Source organism: Clostridium folliculivorans (assembly GCF_024341905.1).
Lineage (GTDB): Bacteria > Bacillota > Clostridia > Clostridiales > Clostridiaceae > Clostridium_AR > Clostridium_AR folliculivorans.
Window position 1 is genome coordinate 262,595 of sequence record NZ_BQXY01000005.1, and the last position, 18,449, is coordinate 281,043.

Annotated in this window: 16 protein-coding genes; 14 read left to right on the top strand and 2 right to left on the bottom strand. The window is 32.6% G+C overall.

The genetic code is table 11. From position 1 onward, the window contains the following. The first annotated feature begins 505 nt into the window (after positions 1–505). The 4 genes from OCU55_RS15965 to hisJ all read left to right on the top strand — a co-directional run bounded on the left by OCU55_RS15965 (position 506) and on the right by hisJ (position 3,849). Positions 506–664, top strand: a complete 159-nt coding sequence (locus OCU55_RS15965) for a hypothetical protein (protein WP_200267822.1) — start codon at positions 506–508, stop codon at positions 662–664. Positions 665–1,154: 490 nt separating this feature from the next. Continuing rightward, entirely contained in the window at positions 1,155–2,435 is a 1,281-nt protein-coding gene (locus OCU55_RS15970) for a helix-turn-helix domain-containing protein (RefSeq protein ID WP_261853290.1), read from the top strand. A gap of 85 nt (positions 2,436–2,520) precedes the next feature. Further along, a complete protein-coding gene (locus OCU55_RS15975) occupies positions 2,521–2,664 on the top strand; it encodes a hypothetical protein (RefSeq protein ID WP_261853291.1) in 144 nt (47 codons plus the stop codon). Positions 2,665–3,006: 342 nt separating this feature from the next. Beyond that, positions 3,007–3,849 carry a histidinol-phosphatase HisJ gene (gene hisJ, locus OCU55_RS15980; RefSeq protein ID WP_261853292.1) on the top strand — a complete coding sequence of 281 codons (843 nt, stop codon included), beginning with the start codon at positions 3,007–3,009 and terminating at the stop codon, positions 3,847–3,849. Between the two features lie 114 nt (positions 3,850–3,963). On the opposite strand, the gene OCU55_RS15985 is transcribed toward hisJ, so the two are convergent. Beyond that, positions 3,964–4,809, bottom strand: a complete 846-nt coding sequence (locus tag OCU55_RS15985) for a hypothetical protein (RefSeq protein WP_261853293.1) — start codon at positions 4,807–4,809, stop codon at positions 3,964–3,966. Positions 4,810–5,205: 396 nt separating this feature from the next. Then, positions 5,206–5,385, bottom strand: coding sequence for a hypothetical protein (locus OCU55_RS15990; RefSeq protein ID WP_261853294.1), 180 nt, complete (start codon positions 5,383–5,385; stop codon positions 5,206–5,208). A 231-nt stretch (positions 5,386–5,616) separates the two neighbouring features. On the opposite strand from OCU55_RS15990, the gene OCU55_RS15995 reads away from it, so the two are divergent. The 10 genes from OCU55_RS15995 to OCU55_RS16040 all read left to right on the top strand — a co-directional run bounded on the left by OCU55_RS15995 (position 5,617) and on the right by OCU55_RS16040 (position 18,439). Continuing rightward, a complete protein-coding gene (locus OCU55_RS15995; RefSeq protein WP_261853295.1) occupies positions 5,617–5,979 on the top strand; it encodes an ArsR/SmtB family transcription factor in 363 nt (120 codons plus the stop codon). Between the two features lie 121 nt (positions 5,980–6,100). After that, on the top strand, positions 6,101–8,449 hold the full coding sequence (locus OCU55_RS16000; RefSeq protein WP_261853296.1) for a heavy metal translocating P-type ATPase: 2,349 nt from the start codon (positions 6,101–6,103) through the stop codon (positions 8,447–8,449). 496 nt (positions 8,450–8,945) lie between these two features. Then, positions 8,946–9,473, top strand: coding sequence for an acetolactate synthase small subunit (gene ilvN, locus OCU55_RS16005; protein ID WP_261853297.1), 528 nt, complete (start codon positions 8,946–8,948; stop codon positions 9,471–9,473). A gap of 307 nt (positions 9,474–9,780) precedes the next feature. After that, positions 9,781–11,376: a citramalate synthase gene (cimA, locus tag OCU55_RS16010; protein ID WP_261853366.1), complete on the top strand. Its 1,596-nt coding sequence runs from the start codon at positions 9,781–9,783 to the stop codon at positions 11,374–11,376. Positions 11,377–11,390: 14 nt separating this feature from the next. Continuing rightward, entirely contained in the window at positions 11,391–12,650 is a 1,260-nt protein-coding gene (gene leuC / locus OCU55_RS16015) for a 3-isopropylmalate dehydratase large subunit (RefSeq protein WP_261853298.1), read from the top strand. 14 nt (positions 12,651–12,664) lie between these two features. Further along, a complete protein-coding gene (leuD, locus tag OCU55_RS16020) occupies positions 12,665–13,153 on the top strand; it encodes a 3-isopropylmalate dehydratase small subunit (protein ID WP_261853299.1) in 489 nt (162 codons plus the stop codon). A 431-nt stretch (positions 13,154–13,584) separates the two neighbouring features. Then, positions 13,585–14,664 (top strand): 3-isopropylmalate dehydrogenase, encoded by a 1,080-nt coding sequence (gene leuB, locus OCU55_RS16025; RefSeq protein ID WP_261853300.1) that lies wholly within the window; start codon positions 13,585–13,587, stop codon positions 14,662–14,664. Between the two features lie 136 nt (positions 14,665–14,800). Next, positions 14,801–16,459, top strand: a complete 1,659-nt coding sequence (gene ilvD, locus OCU55_RS16030; RefSeq protein ID WP_261853301.1) for a dihydroxy-acid dehydratase — start codon at positions 14,801–14,803, stop codon at positions 16,457–16,459. Positions 16,460–16,468: 9 nt separating this feature from the next. Then, a complete protein-coding gene (gene ilvB, locus OCU55_RS16035; RefSeq protein WP_261853302.1) occupies positions 16,469–18,130 on the top strand; it encodes a biosynthetic-type acetolactate synthase large subunit in 1,662 nt (553 codons plus the stop codon). 171 nt (positions 18,131–18,301) lie between these two features. Further along, positions 18,302–18,439: a hypothetical protein gene (locus tag OCU55_RS16040; RefSeq protein WP_261853303.1), complete on the top strand. Its 138-nt coding sequence runs from the start codon at positions 18,302–18,304 to the stop codon at positions 18,437–18,439. The last annotated feature ends 10 nt before the right edge of the window (positions 18,440–18,449 follow it).

Sequence of the window (18,449 nt, forward strand, 5' to 3'; positions counted from 1 at the left end):
AGGATTGAATAAAAAAATATATTAACAGAAGTGACAATGTTGTGTATCATTACAAATTTAATTATATCAATCCAGATTTTTCTAGTCAAGATGCTTATAAATATATAAAATTATTACAAGATATAAGGTTAAAACTTTTAATTCTGCGGTATAAAAAGACAATTTATAATATAAATAGATAAAGAAAGAATATATAAAATATTGATTTACTATATTGTTAGCATATGGAGTTTTTAATAAAAAGTCATCATTATAATACTTTTAATCTGTAGCATAATATATATATAACATTCCAGAAGTATTTTAGAATTCAGAGCTTTCAGTAGTGGTTTTATGTGGTGAAAGTTATGAAAATCTGGAGTGTAGTATTTTTCCAAAGCCAAAGATGCATTTTCAATCTAACTTTATTGTATAGTGAAAGTTTCTATATGTTCACGACATAAAGCTTTATAGATAAGATGCATCTAGACACCATAAACTATAAAAATTTGTGGAGGTGCTAGCAATGAATAGTAGGCATAGAAGAGAGTATACAGAAAAGACTTTTAAAAAGAATGGTACAAAAACACAGAATCAATGGGCTAAAAGTAGATTTCCTACCACAATAGAAGAGCCAAGCAAAAACAAAAGTGGAGTAATGGCAGAGGAACAAGGTTGGACATAAGATACTAATTTGTTTAAAGGTTCTAGTTATATTTATTATAGCTAGAACTTTTTTTGTATTGGAATTTATGAAATTTATCAGCTAGCTAAACCTATATATTTCAATGGTTTTAGAAGCTTTTTATGGTTATGGAGTAAAAAGTAAAACTTATTCGACTACCAGATTTTCCTCATATGCATTCGGAATGGTAGATGCGGAAAAAGTTCACTGAAGAAGGTCGCTCCAGCGACTTTTTGAATTTAAAAATAATGTCGCTAAAAAGATTACAGATGTTGTGAAGTTTTGTGACAGAACTCGTGGTAATAACATTAATTTAAGATAACTGAAAAAATAATCATAATTCAGGTGACAAGAAAATACAAATACATGAATAAATAATCCCCAAAAAATTAACATTTTTTCATATATTTTTATGATTTTTTATTAAAAAGCAGTTATAATTATATAGTATATAAGTGATCAGGCAATTGTTGGCTAAGGGGGGATTAATTTGGAGTTTTACAATCCAAGTGAAAAGATAAGACAGATGAGAAAAAAGTTCAGAGTTAATCAAGCCGCACTAGAGGGGGTTAACATGACTAGAGCCTTCATCAGTATGATGGAGAGTGGTAAGAGAAATGTAAGTAAGGCAAGTTCTAAACATCTTGCAGAAAGATTTAATGAAATAGCAAAAAGAATTTCTGTAAACTTAGATTTAGACGAAGAGTATTTTTCACGACAACCGGAGGAAGATGCTAGATATTATATTGAAAATGAATTAAAAAATGAAAATAGCCATAAAAAGTTAGAAGAACTTATAGAGGTTGGTAAGAAATATAATTTAGATGATTTATTAGCTACAGTATATAAGTTAGACGGAGAGAAGTATTTTTCTGAGAAGGAATATGCTAAAGCCTTTGAGTGTTTTTCTTTTGCTTTAGGCAAATATAAAGAGTTGAAGGATGATGCATCTCAAGTATATATCTATAATATTTTAGGTAATTGTAAGGCATCGATTAATGCTCAAGAAGATTCTATCTTTTATTATAAACAAGCAATATTTTATGCTAAACAAACGGATAATGAAAGATATTTTTACAGAGCTACTGTAAATCAAGCCATATCTCATTTTTACACTAAAGAATACGAAAAGTGCATAAATATAATCGATGAAAGGATACTTTCAAATAGAGAAAAAGTTGAATATAACATTTTAACTGATGCAAGGATAATTAGAGCCAATTCATTAAATTTTGTCGATAAACGAGATGAAGCTATAAAGGAATATCTAAGCTTGATTGAAGAAAACAAGGATAAAAATGATGTTTTACTAGCCTATTCATATAATAATATAGGTGAATATTATTACGCTAGTGGAAATTATCAAGAAAGCTTAAAGTATATTAGTGAGGCTCAGAAATTAAAAAATAGAGTAAGCAAAGAATCTCTTGCTAATACATTAAATACAAAAGCAAAAGTTTTCTTTAAACAAGGCTTATATGATGAAAGCATTATGATTTTTGAACTTGCAGTAAGTATGGCAGAGCAATATCAGAAATATGACATGCTTTTTGAGAATAATAGAGATTTGGTAAATGCATACGAATCGAGACAAGACTACGGTAAGATAGAAGAAACTATTAATAGATTTTTAGAAATGTTAGATAATAATGGTGTTGAACAAGGTAAAAGTTATGCATTATATAAGTTAATAGAGGTAGCTGTTAAACAAAATGATAGTAACAAGGCTATTACTTTATTGAATAGATTACAGACATTACTTGTAAAATAAATATTGTTAAATTTATCAAAAATAGTGCAATTTATTAAAAAAAGAATTATAATAGTAACATAGTTAGTAAATGGGGGTAATGAGAATGAGAAATAAAGTTGCAAAGATTATTTTTGGTGTTATTTTATTAGGTGCAATTATAATTCCTTCCTTTGGAACAATCAGCACTAATGTAGGTGATAGGGGAATCACAATCCTATCATATGATTCACCTGAAAGATCTAATTAAGATCTCTAAAAGTCAGAAAGAGCGAATGTGTTCTTTCTGACTTTTTGTTTTTATGTTCACGAGAGTATGTTGAACTATAAGTAAAGTAGGTTTAAACTTCTAATTTTGAAATAATTAGAAAAAAATTTCTAACATACTTAATTAATCAGTCTAAAATATTTACGTGAATTAGATATTAGTTAATTAAGTTAACTAATCTAATAAAATAAAATGAAATAAAAGTTTTGTTATTAATAGGGATTATAACTACAAAAATCTATAGCTAAGCTCTCTTCTTATAATTTATAATATATAATAAGCATAAGCTTTATTAGTAGCAGTAAGCATAAGGGAGGGAGAATGATGGATCTATTTAATTACCACATGCACAATCACTATTGTGATGGAAAAGGAGAGCCAGAGGACTTTGTTAAAAGAGCTATTGAACTAGGTTTCAAAGCTATAGGTTTTTCTAGTCATGCACCTGTAGCTATACCTAACGAGTGGACGATGAATCAAGAAAACTTATCTAAGTACGTTGAAGAAATAATGACATTAAGAGAAAAATATAAAGATAAGATAGAGATTTACCTGGGACTAGAAATTGATTATATAAAAAATCTTATGGGACCAGGGGATGAAATATATAAGACTATTCCACTGGACTATTGTATAGGATCCGTTCATTTCATGCCTATAAAGGATACTGGAGAGTATTTAACTGTCGATTATAATGAAGATGAGCTAAGAAGTATAATCGAAAATGGTTATGATGGCGATTCGTATAAGTTTATTCAGGCTTATTATGCTTTTATTAGAGAAATGGTAGAAAGTAGTAGACCAGATATAGTCGGACATCTGGATTTAATTAAGAAGTTTAATAAGAACAATTTATTCTTCAGAGAAGATGATCCAAGATATGTGGAACAAATTGAAAAGACCTTAAAGGTAATAAAAGAAGATGACATCATTGTTGAGGTAAATACTGGTGGAGTAACCAGGGGATATATATCAGAGTATTATCCAAGTGAATGGATTATAAGAAGATGCAAGGAACTAGATATACCTATGAATATAAATAGTGATGCTCACGTAGTTGATAACTTAGCTGGATGCTTTAAAGAAGCAGCAGAGCAGTTAAAGCAAAATGGAATAACTGAACAAAAAGTTCTTCTTGGACATAATTGGGTATATAGCAAGCTGTAATTTATGAGATTGTTCTAAAACTATTTATATAGTTTTTAGTACAATCTCTTTTTTGATGTATTAGGAAAAACAGATGAAAAAAACTCACTTGAGAAAGTAATTTCACTGGCTTTATTACTCACTTCTAACATTGGAATAATATGTTGAATTAATACATTTATCTATTGTTTTATAATCATTATGGCAAACAGCGCTGTCGTAAGTTAGTTTGTAGAATTTTATAACTTTATCCTGGTCATTAATAAAATCATAGCTTTTAAAAAGAGTAAAATATATTTCTGTTTCATAGGACTTATTGTCTAAGTTTATATATTCCAATACTATATCATCATGTTTATCTAAAAGTTCTTTAATTTTTGTTAAGTTACCACATTCCATATATATATCAAGCATATTACAAGAAGCAACAAGTTTATTTTCTATTTTATCACTTGAAGCAAAAAGAAGTTTGTGTATGCTTACAGCATTATCTAAAAGTCCTTTTTCCTTAAGTATATTTGCTTTTAAGGTTATCAAACTAAATGAATTAAAGTCGTTTATGTCGAAATTGCTCTCGAATAAAAGGATGTTTTCTAGTGCATCATCAAGATTTCCTTCAACTTTTAGAGCTAATATATAATTTAAAAGTAGTTTGCCTTTCTTAGAGCTGCAAATATTTAAATCGATATCAAGGGTCTCAGTCAATATTTTTTTTGCTTCACATATCTTATTAAGCTTTAATGCTAAAGTACTTAGGCATATCGCAATTTTTGCCTTTAGATTATCATCACAGGTAGCTTCTAGTTCGTAGGCCTTACAAAAACATATATAGGAGTGATATATTTTCCCTTTTGATTTAAGTTCATCGCCTAGACTTACATAAAAAGACAAAGACTCCTCTTCATTATCTACCAAGTATGATAAATCATCATTTTCTATTAAAATTTCATCAATTTTAGAATCATATAATTTAAAACGCATTTTATATCTTCCTTTAGAATATATTTAGGTTAGAAATATATGACCAGATTAGTGGTTTTATTCGCAAAAACAGCCGCTAATAGAAATTTTACCATAAAAATACATTTTTATGAACAACTATTTACAAAATATGTAAAAATAACTATTATTAAATTAAGGGTATTGAGGAGGGATATTATGATAGATCCAATAGGAGAATGGGATTAGTGTAGTATTTGGCAGACGAATAAATTTTATTTTTTACTGTATCTCCATAAGAATATTCTGAAAGCATTGAGATATCTAGATTTAATTGGCATAAAGATTTTATGATTTTCTTTACATTGAAAAAGAGATTTCGAAATAGTTCCTCATACTATTTCGAAATCTCTTTTATTATTAGCTATTTGAAAAAATTTAGAAGCTTTTGTATTCTTCAGCAGATATTTCAGTAAAGAATAAAAGGGTAAAGTCATATTCATCTGTAGATTTTCTCATCTCTTTAATTTTTTCGAAAGGGTGCTTATCGCATACGGCGCTTTCAAAAAATTCACCAAGAGGATTTACCACTCTGTAACTAAAAAAATAATATTTCATAATCTTCTCCTAAAATAATGTAATTTTGAACATCTTAACAATTGAATTCTTATACATAAATTATAAATACATTAATATATGTAAAGCAACTCATTTGGTGTTTATTATAAAATTATAAAAAATAAAATAATTACTATTTTTAATTGACCATTATTAGTGTAAGTCATATAATAATATTAACATATGAACAATTGCTCATATGTTTGTTGGAAATTATTATGAGGTGATTATATGATAAATGAAAAGATTGAAAGTTGTAATTGTACCATAATACATGAAGATGTTATAAGGGAAGTAAATGATAAAATACCACAAGAGGAGACCTTATACGATTTATCAGAGCTTTTTAAGGTTTTTGGAGATAGCACTAGAATAAAGATAATTTGTGCACTTTTTGAAGCAGAGATGTGTGTTTGTGATATAGCAGCATTGTTAAAGATGACTCAATCAGCGGTTTCACATCAACTTAGGGTTTTAAAATCAGCTAGACTTGTTAAACACAGAAGAGAAGGGAAGATAGTATATTACTCATTAGATGATGAACATGTAAAAACTATTTTCAACCAAGGATTAGAACATATTACAGAAAGATAAATTACGATGAACATAACTACAGATATTCTGTTTTTATGTATTTCTGAAAATTATAGTTATTAAATACAATATTTTAAATTTAGATGAAAAGGCACAAGTTCTGCAAAGGGGGATAAACCAAATGGAAAAAGTAAAACTCTATCTGGATGGACTCGATTGTGCAAATTGCGCAGCTAAGATAGAAGACAAGATAAATAAATTAGATGAGGTGAAGGAAGCAAGTGTTAACTTTGCTAACGGAACTTTAATTATGACGGTGAACGAAGATGAAAAAGAAAGTATAATCTCAAAGGTTACAGATATAGTAGTGGCTCAAGAACCTCATGTTAAAGTAAGAAAGGCTACTAAAGCAAAGGTTAGTAAACCACTTAAAGCTATATCGGTTTGTAATGATGGATGCTGTGAAGATCATCAGCATGATGAAGTAAATAGAGCAGAAATTTTAGGGGCAAGAGTTAAACACAAAGAACCTATTCATCAGCATAGTCATAATCATGATCATAAAACAAAGGAACACACTCATAGTAATGCTGGACATAATCATGGACATGTAGAACATGAGCATAGTCATGAAGATGAAGAAGATGGGCATCATGGACACGATCATGAGCATGGTGGTGAGTTATCTAAGTTTAGAATTGGAAGGATAATAGCTGCCATAGTTTTATATGCTATAGGCTTTATATTTAATTTTAGTTTTTATGGTGAGCTTGGGATTTTCTTAGTTAGCTATGTTTTAGCTGGAGGAGATATAGTTCTATCAGCTTTAAAAAATATTAAAAAAGGCGAAATATTTGATGAAAACTTCCTAATGGTGCTAGCAACTGTTGGAGCTTTTGCAATAAAACAATTTCCAGAAGCAGTAGCAGTTATGTTGTTCTATCAAATCGGAGAAGCTTTTCAAGATATGGCTGTTGGTAGATCAAGAAAATCAATACAAGGACTTATGGATATAAGACCTGACTATGCAAATTTAAAACTTCCTTCAGGCGAGCAAAAGGTTGAACCTGAAAGTATAGAAGTTGGAGATATAATTATAGTAAAAGCAGGAGAAAGAATACCTCTAGATGGAATCATATTAAAAGGAGAAGCATCTATAGATACCTCGGCCTTAACTGGTGAATCAGTACCTAGAGAAGTAAAACTGGGAGATGAAATTCTTTCTGGTGCAATAAATAAAAATGGACTTTTAGAAGTGAAAGTAACAAAAACTTATGGGGAATCAACTGTTGCTAAGATATTAGATCTTGTAGAAAATGCAGGTAATAAAAAGGCTCAAACTGAAAAGTTTATAACAAAGTTTGCTAGATATTATACACCAGCAGTGGTTTTCGCTGCATTGGCTTTAGCATTTATACCACCAATAGTTACTGGAAGTCACAGCTTTTCACAATGGATTTATAGAGCACTTGTATTTTTAGTTGTTTCCTGTCCTTGTGCTTTAGTTATATCTATACCTTTAACTTTCTTTGGAGGAATTGGAGCGGCTTCTAAGCAAGGGATATTAATTAAAGGTGGAAACTATCTTGAAGCATTAAACAGGGTAAAGACAGTAGTCTTTGATAAAACAGGTACTTTGACAAAAGGTGTATTTAAGGTTTCAGCTTTAGAAAATAGAAATGATTTTACTAAAGATCAATTGCTTGAATTTGCAGCTTATGCAGAATTTTACTCAAACCATCCAATTGCAGTATCTATAGTTAGAGAATATGAAAAGTCTATTGATAAAAATAAAATAGATTCCTTTGAAGAAATATCAGGAAGAGGAATAAAGATAAACTTTGATGGACAAGAGATTTTAGCAGGAAATGGAAAGCTCATGGAGGATTTCTCTATTAAAACTGAAGTTAAGGATGTTGTAGGTACAGTGATTCATGTTGCAATTAATAAAAAATATGCAGGTTATATATTGATTGCAGATGAAATAAAACATGACTCTAAAGAAGCTATCGAATCTTTAAGAGCTATGGGAATTGATGACATTGTAATGCTTACCGGTGACAATAAGAAGGTTGCAGAATCAGTAGCTGAAAAACTATCTATAAAAAAGGTATACTCTGAACTTCTTCCAGCTGATAAGGTAGAACGATTAGAAAGTATATTTAGTGCTAAGCAGGAGAAGGATTCTATAGTCTTTGTAGGTGATGGAATAAATGATGCTCCAGTACTTGCAAGAGCTGATATCGGAATAGCAATGGGCGGAGTTGGCTCAGATGCAGCTATTGAGGCTGCTGATGTTGTGATAATGACCGATGAACCTTCTAAAATAGCAATGGGTATAAATATTGCCAAAAGAACTAATGTTATAGTTTGGCAAAATATAATATTTGCATTAGGAGTAAAGCTTGTGATTTTGGTACTTGGAGCTCTTGGATATGCCAATATGTGGGAAGCAGTTTTTGGTGATGTCGGTGTAGCTCTTATAGCTGTGTTAAATGCAATGAGAATATTAAAGGTTAGAAATAATTAACTGAATTGATTTTTAAAACCTATTCAATTATAAAAATGGCAATATAATATACGAATAAATATTATATTGCCATTTAATTTTTAAAAGTATTGACATATTGTAAGTTCACAAATAAAATCATAATTAATAATAAATTCAGAAAACAATTTGAATATATGCCCGTTAAAAATAAATGCGTTGACGGAGACAGTCATTTAGTTATTAAAAGCCACAGAGAGTCGAGGTTAGGTGAGAATCGATGTTTTTTCTAGGTGACAATCACTCTTGAGCAGAAACCTGAAAGCAATGGCGCGAGTAAGGAACTTCCGGTAAGCCCCGTTATAGGCAAGGGTTTGATTGAACCTGGTGATATCTTTTTTATAAGGCGGAGATGATAACATATCCCACTTTAAATGATTCATATCATTGGAGTGGGATTTTTTTAATCTTTTTTAATGGAAAAACCTATAAGATATAACTTAATAATAGAAAATAAGATATATAATGGGAGGTTGCGATGGAGAGACATGTATTATCTGTTTTGGTAAGAAATACAGCTGGAGTGCTAAGCAGAGTTTCAGGATTGTTTATGAGAAGAGGTTTTAATATTGATAGTTTATCCGTAGGTAAAACAGAAAATCCAGACTTTGCAAGGATGACTATAACCCTTATGGGAGGAGAAGAAACTTTAGATCAATTTATAAAGCAGTTAAACAAGCTGCAGGAAGTTATTAAAGTCATAAAACTTACACCTGACAATTCAGTTATTAGAGAACTTGTGCTTATAAAGGTCAAAGCTGATGCAGCGCAAAGAGCAGCTATTAATGATGTTGCTAAAATCTTTAGATGTAAGGTTATAGATTTGGATACAGAAACATTAACTATAGAACTTACTGGAGATGATAGTAAGATATCTGCATTAATAAAACTGATGGAAGAGTATGGTGTAAAGGAAATTGTAAGAACTGGACTAACAGCTATTGAAAGGGGAAGTAAAGATATAAATTCCTATGGGGACTACTTCGAAGAGGAGTATGTAGGTTAAAGATTTATATATATTCAAATAAGGATTCTATTTGTGGGGAACTTTAATAATTTTATGTCAGAAAATTATTTATAGTAAGAATTTTCAGTAAAAATTCGGGGCGTAAAAATGAAAAAATAATAAGCAATAAGCAGTAAAAAGGGGATTTTATATAAGGGTTTTAATTATGAAATGGTTCATCTTTAGATGTACCACTTCGGTCCTAAATCTATTTTTAAAACTCTCACGGGTTCTGGTGAGAGAATTTAAAAATGATAAATTTCATTACGAAGAGGTACATCCATATGGATATCAAATGGGGGAGTGAATTTTGAATAAAAAAATCTATATCTTAGATTCTACCTTAAGAGATGGGGCACAAGGACAAGGGATTTCATTTTCTCTAGAAGATAAAATCAAGATATGTAAATGCTTAGATGATTTAGGCATAGATTTTATAGAAGCAGGAAATCCCGGGTCAAATCCAAAGGATTTAGAGTTATTTAAATCTATGAAGAGTATTAAACTAAATCATGCAAAGCTAGTAGCCTTCGGAAGTACAAGAAGGGCTGGGACTAAGGCAGAAGACGATAAGAACTTAAAGGATCTACTTGATGCAGGAGTAGAAACAATAGTGATCTTCGGTAAGTCTTGGGACTTTCAAGTGAAGGACATACTGAAAACTACCTTAGAAGAAAACTTAGCTATGATATATGATTCTATAAAGTTTTTAGTTGATAAAGGGAAAAAGGTTATTTTTGACTCGGAGCACTTTTTTGATGGTTTTAAGAGTAATGAGGGATATGCTTTAGAAACCTTAAAGATTGCAAAGGAAGCTGGAGCAGAAGTAGTAGTTTTATGTGATACAAATGGAGGAACATTACCTTCTGAGATATCTAAGATTGTAAGTAAAACTAATAAAGTTTTAGGGGATAACTTGGGGATTCATTGCCACAACGATATGGGGATGGCAGTAGCAAATTCAATAATGGCAGTTGAACAGGGAGCTACCCACATACAAGGAACCTTCATTGGTATAGGGGAGAGATGTGGAAATGCCAACTTATCTACAATTTTACCCACTCTTATTTGTAAATACGACTATGAACTTAATGCAAGAAAGAGTCTAGATAAGCTAACAAAAATCTCAAGATACATTTCTGAAATATCCAATATAACGCTAAGTGATGATACCCCTTATGTAGGAGCTTCAGCTTTTGCTCATAAAGGTGGTATGCATATAGATGCAGTAGCTAAGGATCCAAAATCTTATGAACATATAAAGCCTGAGCTTGTAGGAAATAAGAGAAGATTTTTGGTTTCAGAGGTTAGTGGGAAAAGTACTATATGGAAAGAAGTTCAAAAGATCTTCCCAAATATAAAAAAGGATAGTGAAGAAGTAAAAGTTATAACTGACAAGCTAAAGGAATTAGAGTTTGATGGTTATCAGTTTGAAGGGGCGGAAGGAACTGTTGAACTAGTTATGAGAAAGGTTATAGGTAAGTATGAGCCCTTCTTTAAACTAAACCACTTTAAGATAATAGGTGAACAACCTTCCTTAAAAGGAACCTTCAGTTCAACAGCTTTAATAAATATAACAGTTGATGGTAAGACAGAAATCACTGCAGCTGAAGGTGATGGACCAGTGAATGCGTTAGATAAAGCTCTTAGAAAAGCCTTAGAAGTCTTTTACCCTCAGCTTAGAAGCGTAAGACTTGTAGATTATAAGGTAAGGGTCTTAGATTCAGAGAGTAATACAGGGGCAAAGGTTAGAGTTCTTATAGAGTCTACCGATGGAGTAGAAAAATGGAGCAATGTTGGAGTATCAAAGGATATTATTGAAGCTAGCTGGATAGCGCTAGTTGATTCAATAGAATATAAACTAATAAAAGATATAGAAAGAAAAGTAAGAACTTATTTTTAGGAGGTATTTTTAAAATGGGGATGACGATGACTCAAAAAATATTAGCAAGCCATGCAGGTCTTGAAACAGTAAAGGCAGGACAACTTATACAAGCAAAGCTTGATTTGGTTTTAGGTAATGATATAACTTCACCTGTGGCTATAAAGGAATTTAAAAAACTTGGTGATTCAGAAGTTTTTGATAAAGATAAGATTGCAATAGTACCAGATCATTTTACACCAAATAAGGATATAAAAGCAGCAGAGCAATGTAAGTTTATAAGAGAATTTGCACAGCAAAAGGAAATAACAAACTTCTTTGATATCGGTGAGATGGGAATAGAGCATGTTCTAATACCTGAAAAAGGATTAGTTGTAGCTGGAGATGTGGTTATAGGAGCTGATTCACATACTTGTACTTATGGAGCATTAGGAGCTTTCTCAACAGGAATAGGTTCTACAGATATGGGAGCAGGGATGGCTACAGGAGAATGTTGGTTTAAGGTTCCTTCAGCTTTGAAGTTTGTATTAAAAAATGAACCTGCTAAATGGATAAGCGGTAAGGATGTAATACTTCATATCATAGGTCTTATAGGTGTTGATGGGGCTTTATATAAATCAATGGAATTTACAGGGGATGGACTTAAGTATCTTTCAATGGATAGCAGATTTACAATGGCAAATATGGCAATTGAAGCAGGAGCTAAGAATGGAATATTCCCAGTAGATGAAAAAACAGTTGAATATATGAAAGAACATTCTACAAGAGAATATAAAGTTTACGAACCAGATGAAGATGCTGAATATGATGAGGTTTATGAGATAGATTTATCGGTGCTAAGACCAACAGTAGCTTTCCCTCATCTACCTGAAAATACAAAGACAGTAGATGAAGCTGGTGAAGTTAAGATAAATCAAGTAGTCATAGGTTCTTGTACAAATGGAAGATTAGAAGATTTAAGAGTAGCAGCTTCAATACTTAGAGGTAAAAAGGTTGCTAAGTATGTAAGAACTATAGTTTTCCCAGGAACTCAAAAGATTTATTTACAAGCTATGGAAGAAGGGTTACTGAAAGACTTTATTGAAGCCGGAGCAATTGTTTCTACTCCTACTTGTGGACCTTGTCTTGGTGGACACATGGGAATATTAGCAGCAGGTGAAAGAGCAGTTTCTACTACAAATAGAAATTTTGTTGGAAGAATGGGACATGTAGAGTCAGAGGTTTATCTAGCAAGTCCAGCAGTAGCAGCAGCTTCAGCATTGACTGGAGTAATAACTGACCCAGAATTAGTTTAGGAGGATTAGCAAAGATGAAAGCAAGAGGAAGAGTTTTTAAATACGGAGATAATGTTGATACAGATGTAATTATACCAGCAAGATACCTAAATACTTCAGACTTTAAGGAACTTGCAGCTCATTGTATGGAAGATATAGATGCAGAATTTGTTAATAAGGTAAACCAAGGAGATATAATGGTTGCCAACAAGAACTTTGGATGTGGGTCCTCTAGAGAACACGCACCTATAGCAATAAGAGAAAGTGGAATAAGCTGTGTCATAGCTTCTACCTTCGCAAGAATATTCTACAGAAATGCTATCAATATAGGACTTCCTATCTTAGAGTGTGATGAAGCTGTAGCTGGTATAGATGCGGGCGATGAAGTAGAGATAGATTTCAGTGATGGAGTAATTAAGAATCTTACAAAGCAAGAAGAATACAAAGCAGAGCCATTCCCTGAGTTTATGCAGGAAATAATAAAGAACAACGGGTTAGTAGGTTATATAAAGAATAAGGCGTAGGATTAAATGCATTGTATCATTAATTAGTTATTCATCCGATACTTTAATGAGCTTACGCAAAGAATTAATATGATTTTGTCATATTCCATGGCTAAAACTGTAAACTCACTACGTTCGAACAGTACAGTTTTTAACGCCACTCCATCTGAAAAAATCATTTAATTCTAATAGCTCGCTCATATAGCATCTCCTTAATAACTAATTAATTTGAACAATAGTCTTAAGCGTACACAAACATAAAAATATAAAAAGTTAACTATATAACTATTTATAAATTTAAAAAGTTAACTACATAACTATATAACTATTTATAAATTTAACTTTATAAATAGTTAAAAAGTTATGAACTTGAATTATCTATGTATTGAAATGAAAATAAAAAACGAAAAAGGCTTCAGCATTAGGCGTGAACATTAAAAGGGGGATTTAAGTTGACATATAAAGTAGCTGTAATAAAAGGTGATGGAATAGGACCAGAAGTCGTAGATGAGGCTTTAAAGGTATTAGAGGTAGTTGGGGAAAAGTATAATCACAAATTTGAATATAAATTTTTGCTTGCTGGAGGGTGTGCTATGGATGAAAAGGGCACTCCACTTCCAGAAGAAACTTTGGAAGAATGTAAGAAAAGTGATGCTGTGCTTTTAGGTGCTGTTGGTGGTCCTAAGTGGGATGATCCAAATGCAAAACAAAGACCAGAACAAGCTCTTTTAGGACTTAGAGGAGGACTTGGACTTTACTGTAACCTAAGACCAGCACTGCTATATTCATCACTAAGAGCTGCATCACCTTTAAAGGATGAAGTTATTGGTGAAGGAATAGATTTTTCAGTGGTAAGAGAACTTACTGGAGGAATCTACTTTGGCGACAGAGGAAGATTTGAAGAGAATAATGAGCAATATGCTTATGATACTGAAAAGTATTCAGTGACTGAAATAAGAAGAATAGTAAAAACAGCTTTTGATATAGCTTTAAAGAGAAATAAGATTTTGACTAGTGTGGACAAAGCTAATATATTAGAAAGTTCAAGATTGTGGAGAACTGTAGTTGAAGAAGTTGCAAAGGACTATCCAGAAGTTACTGTAAATCACATGTATGTTGATAATGCAGCAATGCAGATTGTTAGAAATCCAAGACAATTTGACGTTATAGTAACTAGTAACTTATTTGGAGACATATTATCAGATGAAGCTTCGATGATAACAGGATCAATAGGAATGCTTCCTTCTGCTAGCATAGGAGAAAACAACATGGGGATGTATGAACCTATACATGGAAGTGCACCTGATATAGCAGGAAAAGGACTCGCAAATCCACTTGCAACAATTCTATCTACAGCCATGATGCTTAGATTCAGTTTCAATCTTCAAGAAGAAGCTGATGAAATTGAAAAGGCAGTACTAAATGTACTTGAAGCTGGATACAGAACAGGAGATATATTCAGTGAAGGTATGAAAAAAGTTGGTACAAAGGAAATGGGAAGCTTAGTAATTGAAGAATTAAGAAAGAACTAAAGATGTACCAGTTCGAACCGAAAACTATTTTTAAAACTCTCACGGGTTCTGGTGAGAGAATTCAAAAATATAAATTTTACTACGAAGTGGTACATCCGTTTCAATAACAAATTATTTAAGTAATGGAGGAAGCGAAATGAGAAGTGATGTAGTTAAAAAAGGAGTAGAAAGAACTCCTCACAGATCTCTGTTTAAAGCAGCAGGTTTTACTGATGAGGAGATAGATAGACCGTTAATAGGAATTGTAACTTCACATAATGAAATAATTCCAGGACATACTCACCTAGATAAAGTGGTAGAGGCCGTGAAAAAGGGAGTACTTCTTGCAGGGGGAACTCCAATAGAGTTCCCAGTTATAGGAATATGTGATGGTATTGCTATGGGTCATATAGGAATGAAATATTCTTTAGCTTCAAGAGAAATCATAGCTGACTCCGTAGAATGTATGACAAATGCACATGGTTTTGATGGCTTAGTACTTATACCAAACTGTGACAAGATTGTTCCTGGAGTAATTATGGGAGCTCTAAGACTTAATGTACCTTCAGTAGTTGTAAGTGGAGGCCCAATGCTTGCAGGAAAGTTTAAAGGCAAGGATGTAAGTCTTTCTACTGTATTTGAAGCAGTAGGTGCGCACAGCAGTGGTAAGATGAGTACCTGTGATCTTAAAGAATTGGAAGAAAAGGCGTGTCCGACTTGTGGCTCTTGCTCAGGAATGTATACAGCAAATTCTATGAATTGCTTAAGTGAAGTTCTTGGTTTGGCTCTTCCTGGTAATGGAACTATACCAGCTGTTTATTCAGAAAGAATAAGACTAGCAAAGCATGCAGGAATGAAAATATTAGATTTAGTCAAAGCGGATATAAAGCCTAGAGATATAGTAAATGAAAGAAGTATAAGAAATGCTTTAACTGTGGATATGGCTTTAGGATGTTCAACTAATAGTGTACTTCACTTAGCTGCCATAGCTAATGAAGCTAAAGTAGAATTCGATTTAGATAAAGTAAATGAAATAAGTAGTGTAACACCAAATCTTTGTAAGCTAGCTCCTGCAGGTGGACATCACATAGAAGATTTATACTGGGCAGGTGGAATAAAATCCGTTATGAAGGAACTAGCAAAACTAGATTTATTGGATTTAAGCTGCGTAACTGCTAGTGGACTTACACAAGGACAGATAGTTGAAGCTGCCTCAGAAGCAGATCACTCTGTTGTAAAGTCAGTAGAGAATCCATACAGCAAAACTGGTGGAATAGCTGTACTAAGAGGAAATCTAGCACTAGATGGAGCTGTAGTTAAGAGATCTGCAGTAGTTGAAGAAATGATGGTGCATGAAGGACCAGCAAGAGTGTTTGATTCAGAAGAAGATACAATAGAAGCTATACTTGGTGGAAAGATAAATAAAGGTGACGTAGTTGTAATAAGATATGAAGGCCCAAAAGGTGGTCCTGGAATGAGAGAGATGTTATCGCCAACATCAGCCCTTGCTGGAATGGGACTTGATAAAAATGTTGCGCTAATAACTGATGGAAGATTTTCTGGTGCAACTCGTGGGGCTGCTATAGGTCATGTATCTCCAGAAGCTTATGAAGGCGGACTTATCGCTTTAGTAGAAGAGGGAGATAAGATTTTAGTAGATATACAAAATGGAAAATTAGAACTTCAGGTAAGCACAGAAGAAATAGAGGCAAGAAGAGAGAAATGGGTTTTACCTGAACCAAAAATAAAAGAAGGCTATCTCAGTCGTTATGCTAGACTTGTAAGCTCTGCTAGTGCTGGGGCAGTACTAAGATAGGAGGATCCTATGAGAATAAACGGCTCAGAAATATTAATCAATACTTTAATAGATGAAGGGGTAGATATAATCTTCGGCTATCCTGGTGGAGCTGTACTTAATATATATGATGCTATCTACAAAAATGAAAATAGGATAAAACATGTGCTTTCATGCCATGAACAAGGTGCTGCTCATGCTGCTGATGGATACTCAAGAGCTACTGGCAAGGTTGGTGTATGTCTTGCAACTTCTGGGCCAGGCGCTACAAATTTAGTTACTGGTATAGCAACTGCTTATATGGACTCAGTGCCTATGGTTGCTATAACAGGAAATGTTACAACTCCTCTGCTTGGTAAAGATAGTTTTCAGGAAGTAGATATAGTAGGCATAACAATGCCAGTAACTAAGCATAACTTCATAGTAAGAGATGTAGAAGAATTACAACAAACTATAAGGAAAGCATTTTATATAGCTAAAGAAGGTAGACCAGGACCAGTTCTTATAGATATTCCAAAGGATATTACGGCTAAGTTATGTGAATACGAAAGCAAAGAGCCTATTGAAGTTAAGAAAGAATACAAGTTTGTAACAGACAAAGCCTTAGCAAATTTTGCAGATTTTATAAACAAAGCAAAAAGACCTTTGATATTTGCAGGTGGTGGGGTTATAAGCTCAGGAGCTACAGAGATATTAAAAGAATTAGCTTTAAAAATAAATGCACCGGTAACAACTTCCTTAATGGCCATGGGAGCATTTCCTGGAGATAATGAACTTTACACAGGTATGATCGGGATGCATGGAACTAAAGCCTCCAATCTTTTGGCAACTAAAGCTGATTTAATAATTGCTATAGGAACTAGGTTTTCAGATAGAGTTGTAGGAAGTAGAGATCATATAAAGAATGCAAAAGTTATACAGATAGATATTGATCCAGCAGAGTTAGATAAGAATATTAAAACAGATGCCAATATTGTTGGTGATGTTAAATATACTTTGGAAAAGCTTATTGATCTCATTGATGAGAAAAGAAATGATCAATGGCTAGAGCTTATGAGAGAGTACAAAGCTTTAAAAGGTCATAAGGAAGATGCAGAAAACTTAACTCCAGAATTGCTCTTTAATAGCCTTTACAAGGATTTTGGAGAAGATCTTGTTATGACTACAGAAGTTGGTCAGCATCAGATGTGGGCTGCGCTTCATTACACTTTCTTAAGACCAAGAACCCTTATAACCTCTGGAGGTCTTGGGACTATGGGATATGGCCTTGGAGCTTCAATTGGTGCAAAGCTAGCTCTGCCACATAAAAAGGTTGTAAACATAGCTGGTGATGGAAGTTTTTCTATGAACGCTATAGAACTTGCAACAGCAGTTAGCAATAGAGTGCCAGTGGTAATAATCATATTAAATAATGGTTGTCTTGGAATGGTTAGACAATGGCAGAACTTCTTTTATGAAAGTAGATATTCTTATACAACACTTAACAGAGGAACAGATTATGTTAAACTAGCCGAAGCATACGGAGCAAAAGGCTTTAGAGTAACTGAGCCTTCAGAGCTTAATGAAGTTTTAGACAAAGCCTTTAACTCAGAAGTTCCTGTAGTTATAGATTACGTTATAAATATAGATAAGAAGGTATTTCCTATGGTTGCTCCTGGAGCACCTATAGATGACATAATATCTGAAGCGTAGGAACACAGATGTACCAATTCATAATTAAATTTATATTTTCAAATACCTTTAATTCTCCTAACACAACCTAAAGGAGTTTTGAAAATCGCTTTCTGATTGAAGTGGTACATCTACAATAGTACTTTGTTTAAGAGTATTTTGAAATTAATATGTTCCTACAGGAGATACTATATGATCAAGCAGTTAGAATTAAATGATTTTTGGAAGTTAAATGGCGTTAATAAACTGTATTGTCCGAACGTAGTGAGTTATACAGTTTTAGCCATTTCACTGGAGAAAATCATATTAATTCTTTGCGAAGATCATTAAAGTATCGGAG

Bases quoted from the DNA above. Each gene is read 5' to 3' on its own strand.
- OCU55_RS15965 (WP_200267822.1), top strand. From the start codon at position 506: ATGAATAGTAGGCATAGAAGAGAGTATACAGAAAAGACTTTTAAAAAG.
- OCU55_RS15975 (WP_261853291.1), top strand. From the start codon at position 2,521: ATGAGAAATAAAGTTGCAAAGATTATTTTTGGTGTTATTTTATTAGGT.
- hisJ (WP_261853292.1), top strand. From the start codon at position 3,007: ATGGATCTATTTAATTACCACATGCACAATCACTATTGTGATGGAAAA.
- OCU55_RS15985 (WP_261853293.1), bottom strand. From the start codon at position 4,809: ATGCGTTTTAAATTATATGATTCTAAAATTGATGAAATTTTAATAGAA.
- OCU55_RS15990 (WP_261853294.1), bottom strand. From the start codon at position 5,385: ATGAAATATTATTTTTTTAGTTACAGAGTGGTAAATCCTCTTGGTGAA.
- OCU55_RS15995 (WP_261853295.1), top strand. From the start codon at position 5,617: ATGATAAATGAAAAGATTGAAAGTTGTAATTGTACCATAATACATGAA.
- OCU55_RS16000 (WP_261853296.1), top strand. From the start codon at position 6,101: ATGGAAAAAGTAAAACTCTATCTGGATGGACTCGATTGTGCAAATTGC.
- ilvN (WP_261853297.1), top strand. From the start codon at position 8,946: ATGGAGAGACATGTATTATCTGTTTTGGTAAGAAATACAGCTGGAGTG.
- leuC (WP_261853298.1), top strand. From the start codon at position 11,391: ATGGGGATGACGATGACTCAAAAAATATTAGCAAGCCATGCAGGTCTT.
- leuD (WP_261853299.1), top strand. From the start codon at position 12,665: ATGAAAGCAAGAGGAAGAGTTTTTAAATACGGAGATAATGTTGATACA.
- ilvD (WP_261853301.1), top strand. From the start codon at position 14,801: ATGAGAAGTGATGTAGTTAAAAAAGGAGTAGAAAGAACTCCTCACAGA.
- ilvB (WP_261853302.1), top strand. From the start codon at position 16,469: ATGAGAATAAACGGCTCAGAAATATTAATCAATACTTTAATAGATGAA.
- OCU55_RS16040 (WP_261853303.1), top strand. From the start codon at position 18,302: ATGATCAAGCAGTTAGAATTAAATGATTTTTGGAAGTTAAATGGCGTT.